Below are 18,990 nucleotides of genomic sequence, written 5' to 3'. Positions count from 1 at the left end.
CAGGCGCCTTGTTATCAAATGGACAAAGGCAATTTAAACGACGGCGACAATGGCTCAATGGCGCCCGAGCCTGACGCGAATGCATTTGTCAAATCTATCGCGTGATCGATGCGTGGCGGCTCCTTCTTCCAATGGGCGTCACTTCACGAGCCGCTTTTATGGCACGCGTCATGTTGGCATAAACATTGCTTGGACGTTGTAAGCGAATGGTTTTCTGAACGTCCAATGAAGCGCTGTGATATTCTTGTAAGGGACGCCCGCTTGCGTGGTTGCGCGGGACTTAATGACATTGCAATTTGCGATGGTCTGATCACGGCCATTGCTCCGTCGCTCGCGCTGACAGCCGAGCGCATCATCGAGGCAGATGGGAGACTTGTCACCGAATCCTTCGCCAATCCGCACCTGCATCTGTGCAAGGTATGGACGCTCACGATGATGGAGGATGAGGCCCGGCAAAACTATCATGGTGCAACCATGGAGAAAGCCATGGCCGCCATCGAAGTCGCGAGCCGCGTGAAGGAGCGTTACGCCGAAAGCTGGATCGTCGAGAACGCGCGGCGCGCGGTAGCGCTGGCTGCGCTTTACGGAAATCTTCACATCCGCGCCTTTGCGGATGTGGACGGCAAGGCCCGTCTTGAGGGCCTCAATGCGCTCCTGAAGGTGCGTGATGAGTTCCGTGGTATCGTCGATGTCCAGGTCGTTGCCTTTCCGCAGGATGGTATCCTTCGCGAGCCTGGTACCAGGGAGCTGATGCGGGAGGCGATGATCAGAGGTGCGGACGTCGTTGGCGGTATTCCGTGGATTGAATATACCGACAAAGCTGCGGCCGAGCATATCTCGTTCTGTTTCGATCTCGCGCAGGAGTTCGACAAAGACGTGTCGATGCTCCTGGATGATGCTGGTGATCCGGGCCTGCGGACGCTTGAGACCTTCGCGATCGAAGCGGCGGCCCGTAGTTGGACCGGCAGGACTCTCGCGCATCACTGCCGCGCCATGAGCCAGTATCCGAAGCCATATCTGCACCGTCTGATCGGAACGCTGCTTGCAGCAGACATTTCGATCGTCAGTGATCCACACACGGGACCTCTGCATGCCTGCGTGCAGGAGCTGCTGGCGGAGAAGGTCAATGTCTGTCTTGGCCAGGATGACATCTCTGATGCCTATTATCCTTATGGTCGCAACAATATGCTCGAAGTCGTCTTCCTGGCGTCCCACCTCCTATGGATGATGGCACGCGATGAGATCGAGCAGCTTTACGATCTCGTCACTGTAAACGCCGGGAAGGCCATCAACGTCCCGCTCAAGCTCGCAGTCGGCAGTCCGGCGCACATGGTCGTCCTTAGCGAGCGCGATGTGCTTGAGGCCGTGCGCTTCCACAGCGAACCGGCTTGCGTGATAAGTCATGGTCGGCTCGTGGACCTTCGTCAGATGCGGGAGCTTGCCGGACTTCGCTCTGTATAGGGCGCTTGCCAATCGACACGCAGGAAATCTTCGGCAAGAGTTTAGTCATTAGTGCAAAGGATCCAACAGGTTCCGGCGGACGAGAAAAGGAGATTGCCTAACCTGGGCAGGCCCTTGGCGGGCGCAGATAGCGGGGCCGCACCCACTGACCATCGCGCTCGCGTCACCGCTAGTCCTTATTGCGGGCCGCTTCTTTGATGCGCACAAGGCGCACAATTTTCCGGCGTTTGGCATTTCCTCCACTTCATCGAAAGACATTCTGCGAAGTTGCTCGAGCGGATCCTGCGCCATGAGAATGGCACAAAAATTGAAACTAAGATCACTGGCTTGAGGGCAGGGCAGGTGATGTGACGGTCGTTGCCGAAATAAGTCTGAGCAGACCGAGCTTAACGACGCAGGTTCTGTTGAAGAACCGGCTACCTGCAAGACCGGACCGAGATCGTCCTCAGCAGTGATGGGAAGATCGAGAGGAAGGGACCGAGATGAAGATCAAATCATGGCTGGGGGTCATCGCAACAGTGGTCGTGGCGATCGGGTCAATGACCAGTGCGGTGTTCGCCGAGGAGCGAGGTTTCACCCTCAAGGCCAAGCCGAGGATCGCCATGATCATGTTCGCCGACAAAAAGGATGGCGGCTGGACGCAGGCCTTCGAGGAGGCGAGGGTACGGATGGAGAAGGCGCTCGACTTGAAGATTGCCTATGTCGAGAACGTTCCGGAGAATGCCGCTGCGATTACGCCTCCCGTCGAGCGCTTCATTAAGGCGGGATACAATATCATCATCGGAACAGCATTCGGCTACTCCGACACGTTTCTGACGTTGTCCAAGAAATACCCTGATGTAGCTTTCCTCAATGCGTCAGGCACCACCAACGGCCCCAACCTGCAATCCTTTTACGGTCGCACCTACGCGAGCCAGTATCTTTGCGGGATGGTCGCTGGCGCAATGACCAAGACCGGCAAGCTCGGTTTTGTCGGCGCCAATCCGTTCGGTGTGGTAATCTGGACCGTCAACGGCTTCGAAATGGGCGCCAGGCTCATGAAGCCGGATGTGACCACGACCGTGATCTATACCGGCGCCTGGAACGATCCGGTCAAGGAGCGTGCCGCCGCACAAGCCTTGATGGACGGTGGCGCCGACATCATCGGACAGCATGTCGACACGCCAACGCCGCAAATCGTCGCCCAAGAGCGCAAGGGTTTTGGCACCGGGCATCATCGCGACCTGTCGGAATTCGCGTCGAAGGCGACGGTGTGTTCATCGATCTGGTTCTGGGATCGGTATCTCACGCCCGAAATCAAAAAGATCATCGCCGGGAACTGGAAGCCAAACCCTCATGGGGCATTCCCGAGCGTCAAGGATGGCCCGACCGATATCGCCATCAACAAAAAGCTCGTGCCCGAAGACGTCGTGAAAAAGGTGATGGCAGAACGTCAAGCGCTGATCGATGGCAAGGAAATCTACGCCGGCCCGCTCAAAAGCGCGGATGGTAAGGACGTTATCACAGACGGCAAAGTGCTCGACGATGGCAGTTTGTGGAAAATGGATTGGTACGTTCCCGGCGTCATCGCTCAGAGATAAGGTCCATCGGCCGACAGACGGACAGCTTCGAGCCGTCGGCACGAGGTTGCCGCACCTCTTAGGTCGTTCCTTTGTCAAGTCGTTCGAGGCTCGATGCAACAAGTGCTGACACCGCCTGCCTTGGAGCTCGTCGGCATCCGTAAAACGTTCGACGGCTTCGTTGCGCTGGACAACGCCATGTTTGCAGCCCAGCGCGGCGAAGTTCACGCACTCCTTGGTGAGAACGGCGCCGGCAAATCGTCCCTGATGAATGTTGCTTGCGGCCTTTATACGCCGGAAGTTGGACGCGTGATGATCGACGGTGTTGATGTCATGCTGAGCGGCCCTCGCGACGCCAGCGCCAGGGGCATCGGCATGGTGCACCAGCATTTCAAACTGGTGCGCCCTTTCACGGTGGCCGAGAATGTGTTGCTCGCCAATCCACGCGGCCGTTTCGGGAAAGGCATACGCGAGATCAGCGACGATATTCGGCGGCGATCGGACGACCTCGGCTTCAAAATCGATCCGGATCGTCGGGTCGATGATTTATCGGTTGCCGAGCAGCAACGAACCGAAATTCTCAAGGTGCTGATCGGCGGCGCTCGTATTTTGATCCTCGATGAGCCGACGGCAGTCTTGACGGATCAGGAGGCCGAACGTCTGCTCACGACCGTGCGCAGCATCGCACGCAGTGGCGCCACGGTCGTGCTCGTGACTCACAAGCTTGCCGACGTCAAGACATATGCCGACCGGGTCACCATTATGCGCGGCGGTAGCACAATCGCCACGGTTGATCCGGCAACAAAAAGCAGAGAAGAATTGACGAAGCTGACGGTTGGCACAAATCTCCCCTCACCGGCGCGCAGCGCAGATACGTTTGGCCGCCGACGCATCGAAGTGATGAATCTGCGATGTGCACGTGCCGACGGTCATGTTGCGCTCGAGGATGCAACGTTTCACGTCCGGTCCGGAGAGATTTACGGTGTCGCCGGCGTCAGCGGCAATGGCCAGAGCGAGCTCGCGGACGTGCTCATGGGTGTGCGCACTCCGCTCAGTGGCATTATTCAGATCGAGGAGACCGGCGAAGCCCTCAAGATGGTGACGCCTCGCGGAATGCGGGCTCGCGGGGCTGCCTTCATTCCGGCCGATCGTTATGGGCTTGCGCTTGCGAGCACGTTGCCGGTGCTGGATAATTTTACAGTCGGTGCTATCACCGGCGGCCGTTACGGAAGTTGGCTGCGTCTGCGAACAAAGGCGATGCGGACTGATGCCGAGACGGCTATTGCGGATTTCGATGTGCAAGGCGTTCGCAGCTTGGCACAGAAGGCAGCATTACTTTCCGGTGGAAATGCGCAAAAGCTGGTCATCGCGCGCGAGTTCAGCAACGCGCCGGACATTATCATCGCGCACAGCCCAAGCCGCGGACTCGATGCCCGCGCCACCAGCGCCGTCCACGCACGGCTGGCGGCGGCGCGCGCCAGACAGGCCGCGGTACTTTTGATCAGCGAAGACCTCGACGAAGTTCTCGCCCTGTCTGATCGCATCGGCGTGATGACGCGTGGGCGGATCGTTGCCGAGTTCGAGGCGCCGGCAAATCGTCAACAGGTCGGACAGGCCATGGTGGACCATGTCTGAGCAAGCAGCCGTGACAATGCCGGTTGCGTCGCCAGCGCCTGACGGGGCGTCGCGGCGACGGTTGTGGCGTTTCAATCTCGAAGTCCGTCATGACATGCCGCCGTGGCAGCAAGCGGTATATCTCGTTGTCTTTCTTGGTTTCGGCTTTCTCATCTCCGGCCTGATCCTGGTCGAAGCCGGTGTGCCGGCCGCCGACCTGTTCGACCAGCTCGTCGTCTCGACGCTGACGGACGTCGATAATCTGCGCTCGGTATTGTTTCGCGCTGCACCACTGATGCTGATCGGCTTGAGTGCGGCGATTGCATTCCGCGCGCGCTTTTGGAATCTCGGGCTTGAGGGCCAGATGATTTGGGGAGGCATCGGTGCGACCATCGTATCGCTCTATGGGATCGGCCCGGAATCGATCCGCATCCCGATCATGATTTTGTTCGCCAGCGCGTTGGCCATGGCCTGGATCGCAATCGCCGCACTTCTCAAGATCCGGCTGGGCGTCAACGAGATCATATCGACGCTGCTGATGAACTATGTCGCCCTCAATTTTCTATTGCACCTCGTCTACGGTCCGTGGCGCGATCCGCACGACGGCTTCCCCCATTCGAAGGCGTTCGAACCATTCGAGCGGCTCGGCGAGATCGGCTGGGGTTTGAGCGCCGCGCTTCCATTGGCGTTGACGATCGCGATACTCGTCTGGTGGCTGGTCGGTTTCACACGGTTCGGCTTTTATCTTCGTTTCGTCCAGGCCAATGATCGTGTTGCGCATGCCGTTGGCATTCCGGCGATCACCGTAACACTTGGTGCAGTCTTGATCTCGGGCGCACTCGCTGGGATTGGAGGCTTTGTCGTCGTCTCGGGGCAGGAGGGGCGGCTGACGCAATCGTTTTTCGAGGGCTATCTGTTTTCCGGTGTCCTGATCGCTTTTCTTGCCCGCAACAATCCTCTCGCCGCCGTGATCGTGTCGGTACTGGTTGCCATGTTGTTCATCTCAGGGCAGAGCCTGCAGGTATTCTATCAAGTGCCGTTCTCGATGGTGCAGCTCATTGAGGCGATTGTCGTGATCTGTGTTGCGACATCGGAATTTCTCATCCGCCACCGCATTCATGTCATCCGCTAGCCATGTATGATCTTTTCATCAACTGGCTTGCCAACACTGCGGGTTATGCCGCTCCCTATGCGCTGGCCGCGCTCGGATTGATCATCAGCGAGCGTGCCGGCGTGCTTAACCTCACCGCCGAAGGCATCATGCTCGTCGGCGCCTTGGCCGGCATCGCGAGCTTCCTGCTCATGGGCGGCTACCCGATCATTGCTATTTTCATCGCAATGATCATGGCTTCGCTGGTCTCAACCTTGTTCGCCTTTATCGTGGTTTATCTACGCATCAATCAGGTCATTGCTGGCCTTTCGATGGTGTTTTTCTGCCAGGGTCTGACAAGCCTCATCGGCATTATGTTCGGTTGGAAAAACCGGGCGATCAGCGGACTCGGCCATATCGATCTCTGGCCGCTGTCGGAGATTCCCGTCATCGGTCGTGTGTTCTTCTCGCAGGATCTGGTGGTATTCCTCGTCATTCCGATTTTCCTTGCCGTGAACTGGACACTCAACTCCTCCATGACCGGGCTGCGCCTGCGCGCCGTCGGTGAAAATCCGGAAGCGGCAGATGCGGCTGGCATCAATGTGTCGGCCTACCGGTTTTTCGCCGTGGTTGCGGGCTCGGCGCTGATGGGGCTTGCCGGTGCTTACATTTCTGTGGCGAGCACAAAGCTCTGGATCGATAATATGACCAGCGGCCGGGGCTGGATTGCAATTGCGCTCGTGATCTTCGCGCGCTGGCGTCCCTGGCGCGCCCTGTTCGGCGCGCTGCTGTTCGGTAGCATCGAATCCGCTATGCCGCGTATCGCCGCCGCGGGCATCAAGGTGCCGCAATATTTCATGCTGATGCTGCCCTATCTGGCCACGCTTGGCGTCATGATCTGGGTGGCCTGGAAGAGCCGCGGAGGAGCGGCCGACGAGCCGGGGGCGCTGGGCCAGCCGCATGTACGGGAGGAGCGGCGCTGAAGCGCGCGGAAGACGAATGGAAGCTTATGTTTATGGCGTCAAGCGGTCGCTGCCTGCAGGTTTCGAGGATTATTTCGATCGCTCCGCCACCGCGATCGTGTCGATCGACATGCACGAAGGCCATCTCGCCGATTCACCGGATTGTCCTTGCCCGGCGCCACGGGCGCGAGAAATCGTTGCGCCGATTAACGCTTTTCATCGGAGCGCGCGGGTGCTTGGTGTACCGATCATTCACGTGCGCAGCGTGCTGCGGAAGAGCGGGGTGGATGACTTGAACGGCATTCCCTCTGCCTGGCGTGCTACTTTTCCGCTCTATGTCGGGCCGATTTCCGGCGCCGATGCTCATGCCATCGAGGGGTCTCGCTGGACCAATTTCGTCACCGAGGTGGCGGAAGGCGATGAGATCGTCGAGACAAAAAAACGCCTCTCGGCATTCTATCCGACCGATCTTGACTTCCTGTTGCGCAACATGCGCGTCACGACGCTCGTTCTCAACGGCGGCTTCACCGACTGTTGTGTGCTCAACACTGCGTTCGACGCCAGCAATCGCACTTATCGCGTGATCGTGGCCCGTGATCTGGCGCGCGGCACCAACGAGGAAATGGAAGACGCTGCCCTCAAGATGATCTCGCTGCATCTTGGGCTGGTGATGGACAGCGCCGACATTTTGCAGGCCTGGAGCCAACGCCAATCATCGCCCGCACGGATGATCGAATAGTGCAGCAGCCCTCAGTGCCCAACGGCGTCCAGTGCGTCGCTGATCATCGTCGGCGTCAATGGAACATGATGAAACTTCAGCGGTCCAAACACGCGAAGCGCATCCTCGACGGCCGACGCGATCACCGCACCGACGGCGATGCAGCCGGCCTCGCCGACGCCTTTGACTCCGAGCGGATTGAGTGGCGACGGCGTCTCCAAATGCAATATTGAGACGTTTGGGATCTCTGTTGCGTAGGGAACGAGGAAATCCATGAAGTTGGCATTGGCAAGATTGCCATCCGGCTGGTAGTCGAGCCGCTCATAAAGCGCACCGCCGATTCCCTGAGCGATGCCGCCGAGGACCTGCCCCTCAACGATCATGGGGTTGATCATGTTGCCGCAATCATGGATGCAGACATACTTCTTGATGTTGACCGTGCAGAGGCCAGGATCCACTTCGACAATCGCGGCGTGGACGCCATAGGCCCAGGTGGAAGCCGGTGGACTGTAATAGTCAGTGGCCTCTAAACCTGGCGCCTCGCCTTCCGCCAGCGGCGGTCCGTCATGCCTGCTCGCCGGCGCGAATTGGGTTGCGGCCTGCGCCGCCTTGTTGAACGCGTAACGCAACGGATTGCTGGCTGTCGCCACCGCGGCCAGCGGAACGAAACGATTGGAGCCTTTCACCCAGGCCGCCGAGTCGCGCAGCTCAACCTGATCCATATCGGCTTCCAGCATATTGGCTGCGGCTTGCAACGCCTTCTGACGCACGATGCGTGCGGCCTTATGAATAGCGTTTCCGCTCACCACTGCTGCGCGGCTGGCAAAGGTGGCAACACCCCAGTCGAATGCCTTGGTGTCGCCTTCCACCACGATGACGTCCTCTGGCTTGAGGCCGAGCTGATCGGCAACGATTTGCGCGAAGATGGTGTCGTGGCCTTGCCCTTGCGATGTGAGCCCGGTGTTCACATAGGCTTTGCCGGTGATCGGATGGATGCGGACATGGCCACCCTCGTAAGGTCCAAGGCCGGTGCCTTCGACATAACAGGCAAGGCCCAGGCCCAAATATTTGCCGTCGGCGCGTGCGCGCTCTTGTTCGGCGGCGAAATCCGCCGCGCCGAGCTCATGCGCCGCCATGTCGAGCGCCTTCGCATATTGTCCGCTGTCGAGCGTTACTTTCAGGCCATCGGCAAACAGCAAGCCGTCGCGCGTATAGGGAAATTCAGCCTCGCCGATGAAATTGCGACGGCGGATCTCGAACCGGTCAATACCGAGCTCCTCTGCGAGTTGATCGATGGCGCGCTCGAGCGCGAAACAGGCTTGCGGTCGGCCGCAGCCGCGATACGGCGTGACCTGCACGGTCGGCGTATAGACCGCCTTGAACTCAACCCAGATGTTGGGAATGCGATAAGGCCCCGCAATCGAGGTTGATGCCACCTGCGCCACCGCGATGCCATAGGGAATGAAGGCGCCGGTGTCGTGCAAAAAACTGTCGCGAAGGCCGATGATCTCGCCTGTTTTGAGTGCCCCCAGTTCGATTGTATGGATCTGCGTTCGCTCATGCGATGAGCCGATGAAATTCTCTCGCCGGTCCTCGATATACTTTACGGGACGACCAAGCTGCATCGCCGCCATCGGCACCAATACTTCATCGGGATAGAAGAACAGCACCTTCTGGCCGAAACCGCCGCCGACATCCGGCGCAATGACCCGTACTTTGTCTTCATCGAGTTCGAGCACCGACGCGAGTCCACCACGGACTGAGATTGGTGCTTGTGTGCCGTCCCACACCGTCAGCTCACCGGAAATGGCGTCCCAACGTGCGGCGACAGCGCGGCATTCCATGGGTGCGGCCGTTGATCGGTCGACCTGCACCTTGATCCTGGTGATGTGTTCTGCGCGCGCAAAGGCGGCATCAGGGTCGCCGCTGGTCTGAATGAAGTGAGCGGCAAGATTGCTCGATAATTTCGGATGCAGAACAGGCGCCCCGTTCTGTAGCGCCTTTTCAATGTCCATCTCGACCGATAACGGCTCATAGGTCACATCGATGAGCGCAATCGCATCCTCGGCTGTGTAGCGGTCGATCGCAACGATCATGGCGATGGTCTGGCCAACATAATAGACATCGTCACGCGCCAGCGGCCGTTGCGTTTGCGGATCTTGCATAGAGGGGTGGGGGATCAGCAGCGGCATCTCCTTGTCGAGTGCGCCGATACCGTCACAGGTATAAACCGTCACCACGCCAGGATGGCGCTTCGCCGCTGACACATCGATCGCGGTGATGCGTGCCCTTGCGTACGGACTGCGCAGGAAGACAGCGTGCAACGCGTCCGCCAGCGGAATGTCATCGACATAAGCGCCTTCACCGCGCAGCAGCTTTGGGTCGATATTGCGCTCGATGCGGGCGCCGAAGGTCCGTGTCGACATGTTGGCTCTCCCTCAAGCGCGCCCGAGAAGCTCAGCCGCACGGCGAACCGCAGCGATGATGTTGATGTAGCCGGTACAACGGCACAGATTGCCCGACAGCATGTCTCTGATGCCGGAATCGGAGAGATCGAGCTTCTCCTCCTCCTCGAAGCGGGCGAGAATATTCATAACCATGCCGGGTGTGCAGAACCCGCATTGTAAAGCATGACATTCCTTGAATGCCTGCTGAATCGGATGCAGCGCGCCGTCCTGATGCGCCACGGACTCAATGGTGCGGATTTCAGCGCCATTGGCCTGCACGGCCAAGGTGAGACACGAGCGGCCGGCTTTGCCATCGATATGGACCGTGCAGCAACCGCACACGCCGTGCTCGCAGCCGACATGGGTCCCGGTCAGCCCGAGTTCGTGGCGCAGGAAATCACTGAGCAACATGCGGATGCTGACCGGTCGCATGACTTTCTCACCATTGACGACGAGGGAGACATCGACACGCGGATCATCTGACCGATCGGGGATGGAAGGCCTGATCATCCGTTTCATTGCACCATCCCGGAAGTTGCACGCGCAGCAGCTTTGGCCACTATGCGCCGGATCAACGCCGCCAGGGCCCGGCGGCGATAACTGGCTGTGACGTTCACGTCATCAGATTGCGCCACCGCATCTGCGGAGGCGGCGACCGCGGCGTCGAGATCGGCCTCTGCAAGGGCGGTGCCTTCGAGCAAGGCTTCGACTTTTTTTAGTCGGATCGGACGATCAGCAATGCCGCAGGCGGCGAGCCGGAGGTTTCGCGCCAGGTGTTGATCATCGAGATTGAGCACGCATCCAACACCGACGATGGCATAGTCGCCACGCCGGCGAGTGACTTCATCAAATGCCCAACCGGCACCGGGTGGCAAAGTTGGAAATCGCGCTTCCACAACGATTTCGTCATGCCGGCGAGCCGTGGTCAGAAACGACTGGAAGAAATCTTCAGCAGCAATCTCGCGTGCCCCCACTGGTCCTTGTGCGAGAACATTGCCACCGAGCAATACCAGAAGGAGTGGCATTTCCGCCGATGGATCGGCATGACATAAGCTGCCAACCACTGTTCCGCGATTGCGGATCGGAACATGGGCGACATGATGCATGGTTTCGGCAATGAGCGGATTGGCGCGCCGTACATCTGCATGCAGTTCCAACTCGCGGTGCCGCGTCATTGCCCGCACAACAATGTGGCTCGCGGTAATTATGATACCCCTGAGGCCGCCAACATGCTGGATATCGACAAGCAGAGCCGGGTTAGCAACACGGAAATTCATCGCCGGCAGGAGGGTCTGCCCTCCCGCGAGCACGGCGGCATCAGCATTGCCGGCGAGAAGCGCAATGGCTTCATCGAGTGTTTTTGGTGCTCGATAGCCGAAAAGGGAAGGCTTCATCAGGCCTCATCACATGTCCGGCAACGGACGTATTCAGGATAGAAGCTGTCTCTCTCTGTCAAATCAGCACACGGCAATTGTACGCGCATGATGTTCTGTCACCGTGAGCAAAAGGTCGGTGAGCGCATCGGGCATCGACAATTGCGGCGCGTGATCGCTGTCAAGGCCATAGATAGCTGTGCAAGACGTGATCTCCTGCATCTTTCGCTGAAGCGGCAGATGCACCGAACAATCATGTCTTGCCTCGATATAGACACGCGGAACCATGCCATAGCGTTCAGCCGACAGTCGCAACCGGGAGCGGCGTGCGCCTTCCGGCTGTGGTGTCAGACGGCGGGCCGCTGCCTGCGCCACTGCGGGATCCGACAGGTGGTAGAAAACCTCGACGGCGGATGTCGGATCGATCGCCGAAGTCAAACCGGCTTCATCATATGTGATGCGAGCATGCGCGCCACGCATCCAGGATTCAAGATACTTGTCGTAGAAATCGAGCACTGAAAATTCATCCGGCAACATGAAAGCACACAGGTAGATCGCGAGCGCCACCCGTTCCGCGCGCATCTCACAGACTTGCGATACCGACACGCCGCCCATGCTGTGACCGACCAGGATAACCGGACCTTCTATCGTGTCGATCAGGTTGGCGACTTTCGCGGCGTACAATGCAAGATTGACCTCGTTTGGCGGTGTATTGTCATGCCCATCGCCCGGCAAATCTGCTGCAATCGCTTCATACCCGGCTGTGCGTAACCGCGGCACGATTGTCTCCCACGCCCAAGCGCCCTGCCACGCGCCGTGCACCAAAATGAAAGTGAAGCGAGGTGATGTGCCGGCGACCACGTCGGATTTCACGTTGCTTCGGCCCTTACTTATAGGTCCGTTGGTACATGTTTCGCATATGCTGCTCGACCGTAACGGGTGGATACTTGGGTTGCTCACCTGGCGCGAGACAAGTCGGGATACATTCGACCGTGTAGGCGTAGTTGCCGGTGTAGAAAAACGGAATGGAATAACGTTCCTTTCCAGACATATTGACCACACGATGTAGCGTGGACCGGTAGCGATCGTTGGTCCAGCGCGAGATCATGTCGCCGAGATTGACGACATAAGTGCCGGGCAACGGATCGGCATGGATCCAGCTCCCACTGCCTTGATCCCAAACCTGCAGACCGCCGATGTCACCTTGGCGCAGCAAGGTCAGACCGCCGAAATCGGTATGGGCGCCGGCGCCTTTTTGCGCCGGATTGCCATGGGCCGGTTGCGGCGGATAGTGCAACAGGCGAACGGTCGCCATGACATCGCTGGTATAACCGTCAAAAAAGTTTTCGGGCAGATCGAGCGAAAGCGCCATGCCGCGCATCATCGTGGCTGAAAGGTCGAACATGATGTCGCGATAGGCCTCCATCACAGGCCGGAAACGCGGCCGCTGCGACGGCCATTGATTGGGGCCGTGATTGAACATGCCGGCGACAACCCGTGGATCGTCCGGTCCATGTTCCGGGCCGATGTAATAACCTTCCTTCAGATCGGGCGGAGTTCCGGGCTCCAAGGTCTGTCCTTGAAGCGGCTCATAGCCGCGATTGGCTTTGGACTTGGCCTTGTCGACTTCGGCTTTCTGTTCGGCCGGTAACGCGAAAAACGTCGCAGCCTCGGCGAAGACGTCGGCGATCAGGTCTTCTGGAACACCGTGATTGGTGATGTAGAAAAAACCTTTGTCGAGGCAAGCCGCGCGCAGCTCGGCGCCAACCGCCTTGCGGTCGGCGAAATTCGCGCTGAACAAGTCACTGATGTCGATGACCGGCAGAGCTGCGGTGGAAACACGCGCTGCTTCGAGGGTTGCCGTCATGTGCACCTCCGCTGGAACCGTGCGTCTGCGACGCGCAGATCGGGTGTGTACAAGCAAACATGATGCCAAAGTTGGTTTCGCACCATGCCTCGGCGAGCGAAATGCTAGCCTCGTGCTTTTTCCTACATGGTGTCGGGATTGACGATGCGACCGTTGCGTCCGAATGGATAGTCGGTGCCGGGCATGTCGTCTTGATCACGGCAAGCGGTAACAACTTCCGTTATACGTGGATGCGCACGCAGTGGCTCCGTTTCGTCGACCTCATTGCTTCGAATTATATAGCAATTTCAATCGCATAGATGTTCTAGGGTTTGTTCCGACGGCGCCAGCAATTGTGTAATAAAATCAAATACGCAAACGAACGTCAGCCGTCGCTGCGATAGAACTTGGTCACGCCGATCGTGCGGATCGCCTCCGCCAGCGCATAGCCCTGTGCCGTCAGCATCGGTGGTTCAATATGACATGGCTGCTCAAAAACTGATCTCCGACTTCTCCGACATCCTTCCGCTTACGAAGCCAAACAAGTGCTCTGTTTCGATCTCGTCGGCGCGGAATGGGTTCCCTCTACCAAAGCCAGAACGAGCTGGTCTTTGTCCACAAGTCAGGGCGGTGGGAAGGCGCGAAAGGGCCATGACGGCTGCGCCATGTAACTATTCATTACACTCAAGCGAATTTAGTTTAGAAGTGCGAGCATCGCCGACCCTGCAGCCTCCGTCGGTGCGACCGCCCTACTGGAGGACGTGCTGTGACTGTTTGGCGTAACTTGGTCGTGCTGCGTTCGTATTTGACCTCGATCGAGAAACAATAGCGCGCGGGTTGATCCAAGCATCGTGCGCATATTCGTTGCCAGCTCAGCAGACCGCCTGAGCCCAGTCGGAACAACAAGTTTCGTTTCTGGTACGGTGAGCCGCCGATTCGCCGGCCGCTGGAGGGCGGAAACGGACCAGCCGTTCTCGATCGTCCAACACACGGCAGCGATCAATCCGGGTAACAGCGGAGGATCGCTGTTGAATGTTTGTGGCGAGGTTGTTGGGGTCAATACCCAGCGCGAAATCCAGGTGATAATGGGCCTGTTCGGCATACCTCTGGTTTCGGATCCAATCCAAGGTGTATTTTTTTTGGGGGGCGTCGATGCGCTGCTGACGCGTCTAGCCAAGATCGATCAGGCCACGATCCGCGCATCCGCCCCGTGCCTCGGTTATTCTCAACGGCTGCCGAACTGGGGGCTGATTTTCGCTCTGGTGATTGCCGTCATGTCTGCCACAGGTGTAGCCGCGGCACTGATCCTCCGGCCAAAGCCGATCGTGAATCTATATATACGCTGTGGGAAGATGGTGGAGAACTGTATCGAAGCCGTGCGGCGTGCGCTCTCCGGTCTCGATCGGAAAGTGTAGAAAGGTCGCTTTATCGCAAACTGTCCATTGAGTCCTTTAGGAGTCTCGATCAGGACGCGAGCGAACTTTCGATATTTTGTGAACAGCGACGCTAATCATTAGTTTGATTGATTCGGTTTACGCTTTGACGGGCGTTAGCTTTGCGAAGTTCCATCAAGTCATGGAAAATCCGTATCAGCTCGGGCCAGCAGAACACCCTCAGATTTTTGCATCAATCATTTTGTGGGTGTGCCTCAATAGCGCTAGCTGCCACGTTTGCGATTTCAACGGTCGGATCACAGATCGATCTCGATCTCGCCGCCAGCGTCCGCGGCACGTGAGCAGCAGAGTATCATCTTTTTCTCTCGTTCCTTTTTGCTCAAAACATGATCGCGATGCTCGACCTCGCCGCTCAGCACCTTCGCCGCGCAGACGCCGCAGATTCCGTCGGAGCATTTAGTATCCACCGCGATGCCGCGTTCGGCCAGAACGTCGGTCGCCCGCTTGTCGGCTGGAATTTCGATGCGCTTGCCGCTCCGTGCTAGCTTCAGCACGAATGGCTCGTTGACGTAATCCGGCAGTTCCGGAACGGTGAAATATTCGCGGTGCAGCGCTTCTTCCGGCCAGCCTTTGGCAGTGGCGACCGCAAAAAGCCCATCCATGTAGCGCGGCGAGCCGCAGGTATAGAGATGGTACCCTTCGCAAAAGGACGGCAGCAAAGCGTCGAAGTCTGCGCGCGCGCCTTCATCCTTCATGTGCCAGCGGACACGGTTGTGCCACGGCACCTTCGACAAGTCGGACATGAAGGCGGCTGATGGCCGGTTGCGGGCGCTGTAATGCAGCTCGAAATCGCGGCCCTGTTCGTGCAGCCGGTGCGCCATGGTCAGCATTGGCGTAATGCCGATTCCACCCGCAAACAGGAACGATTTCATCGCCGTCTCGTCGAGTGGAAAGTGGTTGCGGGGCGGCGAGATGAACACACGCCGGCCTTCGCGGAACGCACGCAGCATCAGGATCGAGCCACCCCGACCCTGTGGCTCACGCTGAACGCCCAGAACGTATTTTGAATTGTCGGCCGGATTGCCAGCAAGGCTGTATTGTCGCAGATATTCCGGCGCGATCACAACGTCGACGTGGGAGCCAGCATCGAATCTCGGGAGTTCGCCGCCATTGGCCGCAACGAACTCGAAACGCGCGATATCTTCGGCCATGTCTTCACGCCGTTTCAGGATAACGGGGAAGACCGGAGGCGGACCATCCGGCATCTTGAATTGTGGCACGAGGTTTGCGGTCTCACCACGCGCAATCTTGGCCTTGTGTTCGATCGGTGTCAGCAGGGAACGATAACGCTCAATGCCGGCTTCACGATTGACCGGGAATGAAACCGGGTACGGCGGTGGCATCACGTCGGCGGGATAAACGGCGAGCGTCTGGTCCTCGTATTTTAGATCGAGGTCACGATTGAGGCCACGCGTATGCGTTGCCTTGGCGCGCTTGTGCTGTCCAGTTGAACGGTCGAGCTCGATATCCCACCACCACTTCTTGACCGGATTGATGCCGCCGCGCCCGAGCTTGTCGTCCAGCCAGGCGATCCAACGCGCCGCCTTCGGAAAGCGCATCGCGAGCCAGCGAAAGGCAGCCTCCGAAAACAGCCCTTCGAGATTCCACGGGCATGTCTTCATGCAGCGGCCGCACATGGCGCCGCCCTGATTGGTGATCCGGTAGCGCGCACATTTTTCGGCATCCGACTTCCAGATTTCGTAGCCGTTATACATCAGCTTCGGACCAGCGGTGATCGCGCCGGACGGACATTCGCGCGCACACTTGTTGCAGTTGTTGCAGAAGGTCTGCAGGCCGAAGTCAAGCGGCTTGTCGTAGGTGAACGGGAGGTCCGTCGTCACCACGCCCGATTTGAGCCGCGGGCCTAGATACGGATTGAGGATTACTTCGCCGATGCGCGAGACTTCGCCCAGTCCCGACAGCAGGAGCAGCGGCGGCTGGAGCACGTCGCCGTCGAGAACGGTGTGCGCACGTGCCGAATAGCCGAGCCTGCGAATTTGCTCGGCGATGACACCACCTAACAGCGAAAAGCGCAGATAGGCGCGCATGCTCTGCGCCACCGAAATCCAGTCATCGCCGCTCGCACCCTCGAAGGTCTCATGCCCTTGATCATAGAGCATCGACACCGCGTTCTTGTGATATGGCTTCATCTCGTTGCCGGCAGCATCGTGACTGTAATAGACCCAGTCCGGACAACGCGAGAGCCCGACCGCATCGGTCGCCATGTAATAGGATGCGGCCTTCACGTTCGCGGCATTGCGAGCGGGATCGGAAACGGATGGTGAGATCGCGCCTCGTGCCTCGCCGAATTGCAGCAGCAGCAGCGCGCCCAGCGCGCGCCGGGCGCAGGCGCCGATCGCGGACTTCTGTACATAGAAGCCGCCCTTGGCGTTGTTCTGCATTTCCTTGCCCATGTCGCCGAACACAGCGCGGGCGAAGAAGTCGGCGCGCTTCGGGAAACGCGGGACGCGCGGTTCGTCGATAAATGTCGTGGTCTCGTCTCGCCGCTTGAGCTTTTCGAATGGATAGGCACCAAGATGAAACGGGCGGCTGTGATAGGGCACACGGTTGAACGCATTCTTGACGGTGCCCTTGCCGAGCCACCAGGCCGGGCCGTGGCTCCTGAGCCGGTCCGAAAGTTTCTGTGACGCCAGCGGCTGGTCAGGTGCGAGCGCCAGCGTCGTGGTCACGGCGGCGAGGCCGAAGCGGCTCCCGACGTAAGGGTTTTCGATTGCCTGGCCGTCCGCATTCACGCGCGCGAGTCCGGCCATGACCGCAAGCTTGTTCAGATCGACGTCGCTGCTGGTCACCGTATGTGCGCGGGCTTCATAGCCAAGTAGGCGGATATAGCTCGAGAGCAGGATTGCCGTGTTGGCGGCGAGCAGTCCGGCCCGTTGTGCCTGACTATCCGAAAGCCATTCGGTCCCCGGCTCCGACGGTGCGGGGTCGCGCGTGTATTCCACCAGGAAGACCAGAGCATGAGTGTGATGAGGTATTGGACCTAGCATTTTGCGCGCGGATTCGAGCACGTCCGCATAGATGACATCGATGCCCGCGGCGAAGGTCTTGGGCTGTCCTTTCTCCAGTTCGGCTACCAGGGCTGGCAGGCCGGGATTGCGGATCGGGGTGTCGAGCAGCACTTCCGGCGGCAGAGCGGCGACGCCGACCATGGTGGCGTCGTAATAATAGCCGGCGGCCTTCAGATGGTTGCTGCGCTCCTGCGGATCGTCGGGAATCTCGGACTTCAGCGCCGTTACCGATCCGTCACGCACGACGTCGAACATGCCGATGTAGCGGGTCATCGCATTGACAAGCGATTCCGGATTGCCGGCTTCGACGAAGGATACGGCCTGCATGGCAGGCACATCGCCAAGTCTCGGCTGTGCCTGCGATCGGCGCAGCCGTTCCAGCGGATATGGGCCGAGATGAACCGGACGGTCTTTGTAGGAGAATAGCTTCATTGTTGCGGTTTGAATCCCGACGCCTTCACTGCAGGTGCCCAGCGCGCGCTGTCCGCGTCGCGGAACGCGGCCAGTTGCTCAGGGGACGATGTTTGCGGGACCATGTTGAGGCGCAGAACCTTTGCCCTGGTGTCTGCGTCCGACAGACCATCAACGATGATCTCGTTGAGCCGTTTGACCGTTTCGGCCGGCGTCTTGGCAGGCGCATAAATCGCATACCATCCCTGGCCTTCGGCGCTAATTCCCGCCTCCTTCATGGTCGGGACATCAGGCAAAAGTGGAGAGCGATCATTACCCGATGTCGCAATCACCCGCGCCTTGCCCCCGCGATGCAGTTCCAGGGCGTCACCAAGCGGAACGACAGCGATAGGAATCTGTCCACCGAGCAAGTCGGTCATGACCGCTCCGGACCCGCGATAACTGACATGTTTGAGACCCAACCCAGTGCTGGTTGCGACCATGACCGCAAAGAAGTGACCAAGGCCGCCCGCGCCGGGCGAGCCGTAATTGGCGTGCGACGGATTGGCCTTCGCCCAGGCGATCAGCTCTTTAACAGTCTTGATATCGTTCTTTGACGAAACGGCGAGCGCGACGTCGAAGGTGGCGATCAGCGAAACCGGTGTGAGATCGCGCACAGGATCATATTCGAGATTGGAGTAGGAATGCGGATAGATGGAGACGGGCGGATTGGGCGTGAACAATAGCGTCATTCCGTCGGGCTCCGCGCTCACCACGGCCTTGGTGCCGAGCCGGCCGGCGGCACCTGTGCGGTTTTCGACAATCACGGGCATCGACAGCCCCGTGCTCAGCTTGTCGGCCACGATACGTGCCATAGCATCGCCGCCACTTCCGGCGGCAAAACCGTATATGACCCGCACTGTGTTTTGGTTTTGCGCGCCTACGTCCGGTGCAACTGCCGCCCCCAGCAAGACCACCGCGCCTTTCAGAACTGATCGTCGACTTGGACGTTCAACCCGCATTGCATCCTCCCACGCGTTGTCGCTC

General features: G+C 58.9%; 14 protein-coding genes. 7 read left to right on the top strand and 7 right to left on the bottom strand.

The genetic code is table 11. From position 1 onward, the window contains the following. Positions 1–261 precede the first annotated feature (261 nt). From CAK95_RS28630 to CAK95_RS28605, 6 genes are all read left to right on the top strand, one after another. Positions 262–1,461, top strand: coding sequence for an amidohydrolase family protein (locus CAK95_RS28630; RefSeq protein WP_245303561.1), 1,200 nt, complete (start codon positions 262–264; stop codon positions 1,459–1,461). Between the two features lie 482 nt (positions 1,462–1,943). Further along, positions 1,944–3,041 carry a BMP family ABC transporter substrate-binding protein gene (locus CAK95_RS28625; RefSeq protein ID WP_086091053.1) on the top strand — a complete coding sequence of 366 codons (1,098 nt, stop codon included), beginning with the start codon at positions 1,944–1,946 and terminating at the stop codon, positions 3,039–3,041. Positions 3,042–3,134: 93 nt separating this feature from the next. Then, the gene (locus CAK95_RS28620) at positions 3,135–4,655 is read left to right on the top strand and encodes an ABC transporter ATP-binding protein (protein WP_086091052.1); all 1,521 of its coding nucleotides are present in this window, start codon (positions 3,135–3,137) and stop codon (positions 4,653–4,655) included. After that, the gene (locus CAK95_RS28615) at positions 4,648–5,766 is read left to right on the top strand and encodes an ABC transporter permease (RefSeq protein WP_198343778.1); all 1,119 of its coding nucleotides are present in this window, start codon (positions 4,648–4,650) and stop codon (positions 5,764–5,766) included. The genes CAK95_RS28620 and CAK95_RS28615 overlap by 8 nt, the downstream gene beginning before the upstream one ends. A 2-nt stretch (positions 5,767–5,768) precedes the next feature. Continuing rightward, positions 5,769–6,707 (top strand): ABC transporter permease, encoded by a 939-nt coding sequence (locus tag CAK95_RS28610; protein WP_086091051.1) that lies wholly within the window; start codon positions 5,769–5,771, stop codon positions 6,705–6,707. A gap of 16 nt (positions 6,708–6,723) precedes the next feature. Next, complete coding sequence (locus tag CAK95_RS28605) at positions 6,724–7,425, top strand: cysteine hydrolase family protein (RefSeq protein ID WP_086091050.1); 702 nt, start codon at positions 6,724–6,726, stop codon at positions 7,423–7,425. Positions 7,426–7,436: 11 nt separating this feature from the next. Here the strand turns inward: CAK95_RS28605 and cutA are convergent, their stop codons facing one another. From cutA to CAK95_RS28580, 5 genes are all read right to left on the bottom strand, one after another. Continuing rightward, the gene (gene cutA, locus CAK95_RS28600; protein ID WP_086091049.1) at positions 7,437–9,830 is read right to left on the bottom strand and encodes an aerobic carbon-monoxide dehydrogenase large subunit; all 2,394 of its coding nucleotides are present in this window, start codon (positions 9,828–9,830) and stop codon (positions 7,437–7,439) included. Between the two features lie 12 nt (positions 9,831–9,842). Then, on the bottom strand, positions 9,843–10,370 hold the full coding sequence (locus CAK95_RS28595) for a (2Fe-2S)-binding protein (RefSeq protein ID WP_245303560.1): 528 nt from the start codon (positions 10,368–10,370) through the stop codon (positions 9,843–9,845). Then, positions 10,367–11,245, bottom strand: coding sequence for an FAD binding domain-containing protein (locus CAK95_RS28590; RefSeq protein ID WP_086091048.1), 879 nt, complete (start codon positions 11,243–11,245; stop codon positions 10,367–10,369). The genes CAK95_RS28595 and CAK95_RS28590 overlap by 4 nt, the downstream gene beginning before the upstream one ends. A gap of 63 nt (positions 11,246–11,308) precedes the next feature. Then, positions 11,309–12,085, bottom strand: a complete 777-nt coding sequence (locus CAK95_RS28585; protein ID WP_280949888.1) for an alpha/beta fold hydrolase — start codon at positions 12,083–12,085, stop codon at positions 11,309–11,311. Between the two features lie 25 nt (positions 12,086–12,110). Further along, positions 12,111–13,091 (bottom strand): isopenicillin N synthase family dioxygenase, encoded by a 981-nt coding sequence (locus CAK95_RS28580; protein WP_086091046.1) that lies wholly within the window; start codon positions 13,089–13,091, stop codon positions 12,111–12,113. Between the two features lie 830 nt (positions 13,092–13,921). On the opposite strand from CAK95_RS28580, the gene CAK95_RS28570 reads away from it, so the two are divergent. After that, complete coding sequence (locus CAK95_RS28570) at positions 13,922–14,485, top strand: trypsin-like peptidase domain-containing protein (protein WP_183044201.1); 564 nt, start codon at positions 13,922–13,924, stop codon at positions 14,483–14,485. 275 nt (positions 14,486–14,760) lie between these two features. Here CAK95_RS28570 and CAK95_RS28565 read toward each other — a convergent pair whose 3' ends face one another. Together CAK95_RS28565 and CAK95_RS28560 are read right to left on the bottom strand one after the other, a co-directional pair. Next, positions 14,761–17,985 (bottom strand): 2Fe-2S iron-sulfur cluster-binding protein, encoded by a 3,225-nt coding sequence (locus tag CAK95_RS28565; protein ID WP_086091043.1) that lies wholly within the window; start codon positions 17,983–17,985, stop codon positions 14,761–14,763. Beyond that, complete coding sequence (locus tag CAK95_RS28560) at positions 17,982–18,818, bottom strand: tripartite tricarboxylate transporter substrate-binding protein (protein WP_183044200.1); 837 nt, start codon at positions 18,816–18,818, stop codon at positions 17,982–17,984. The genes CAK95_RS28565 and CAK95_RS28560 overlap by 4 nt, the downstream gene beginning before the upstream one ends. Between the last annotated feature and the right edge of the window lie 172 nt (positions 18,819–18,990).

Origin of the sequence: Pseudorhodoplanes sinuspersici (assembly GCF_002119765.1) — a bacterium.
Classification (GTDB): Bacteria; Pseudomonadota; Alphaproteobacteria; order Rhizobiales; family Xanthobacteraceae; genus Pseudorhodoplanes; species Pseudorhodoplanes sinuspersici.
This window is presented reverse-complemented; position numbering and strand designations above follow the sequence as displayed.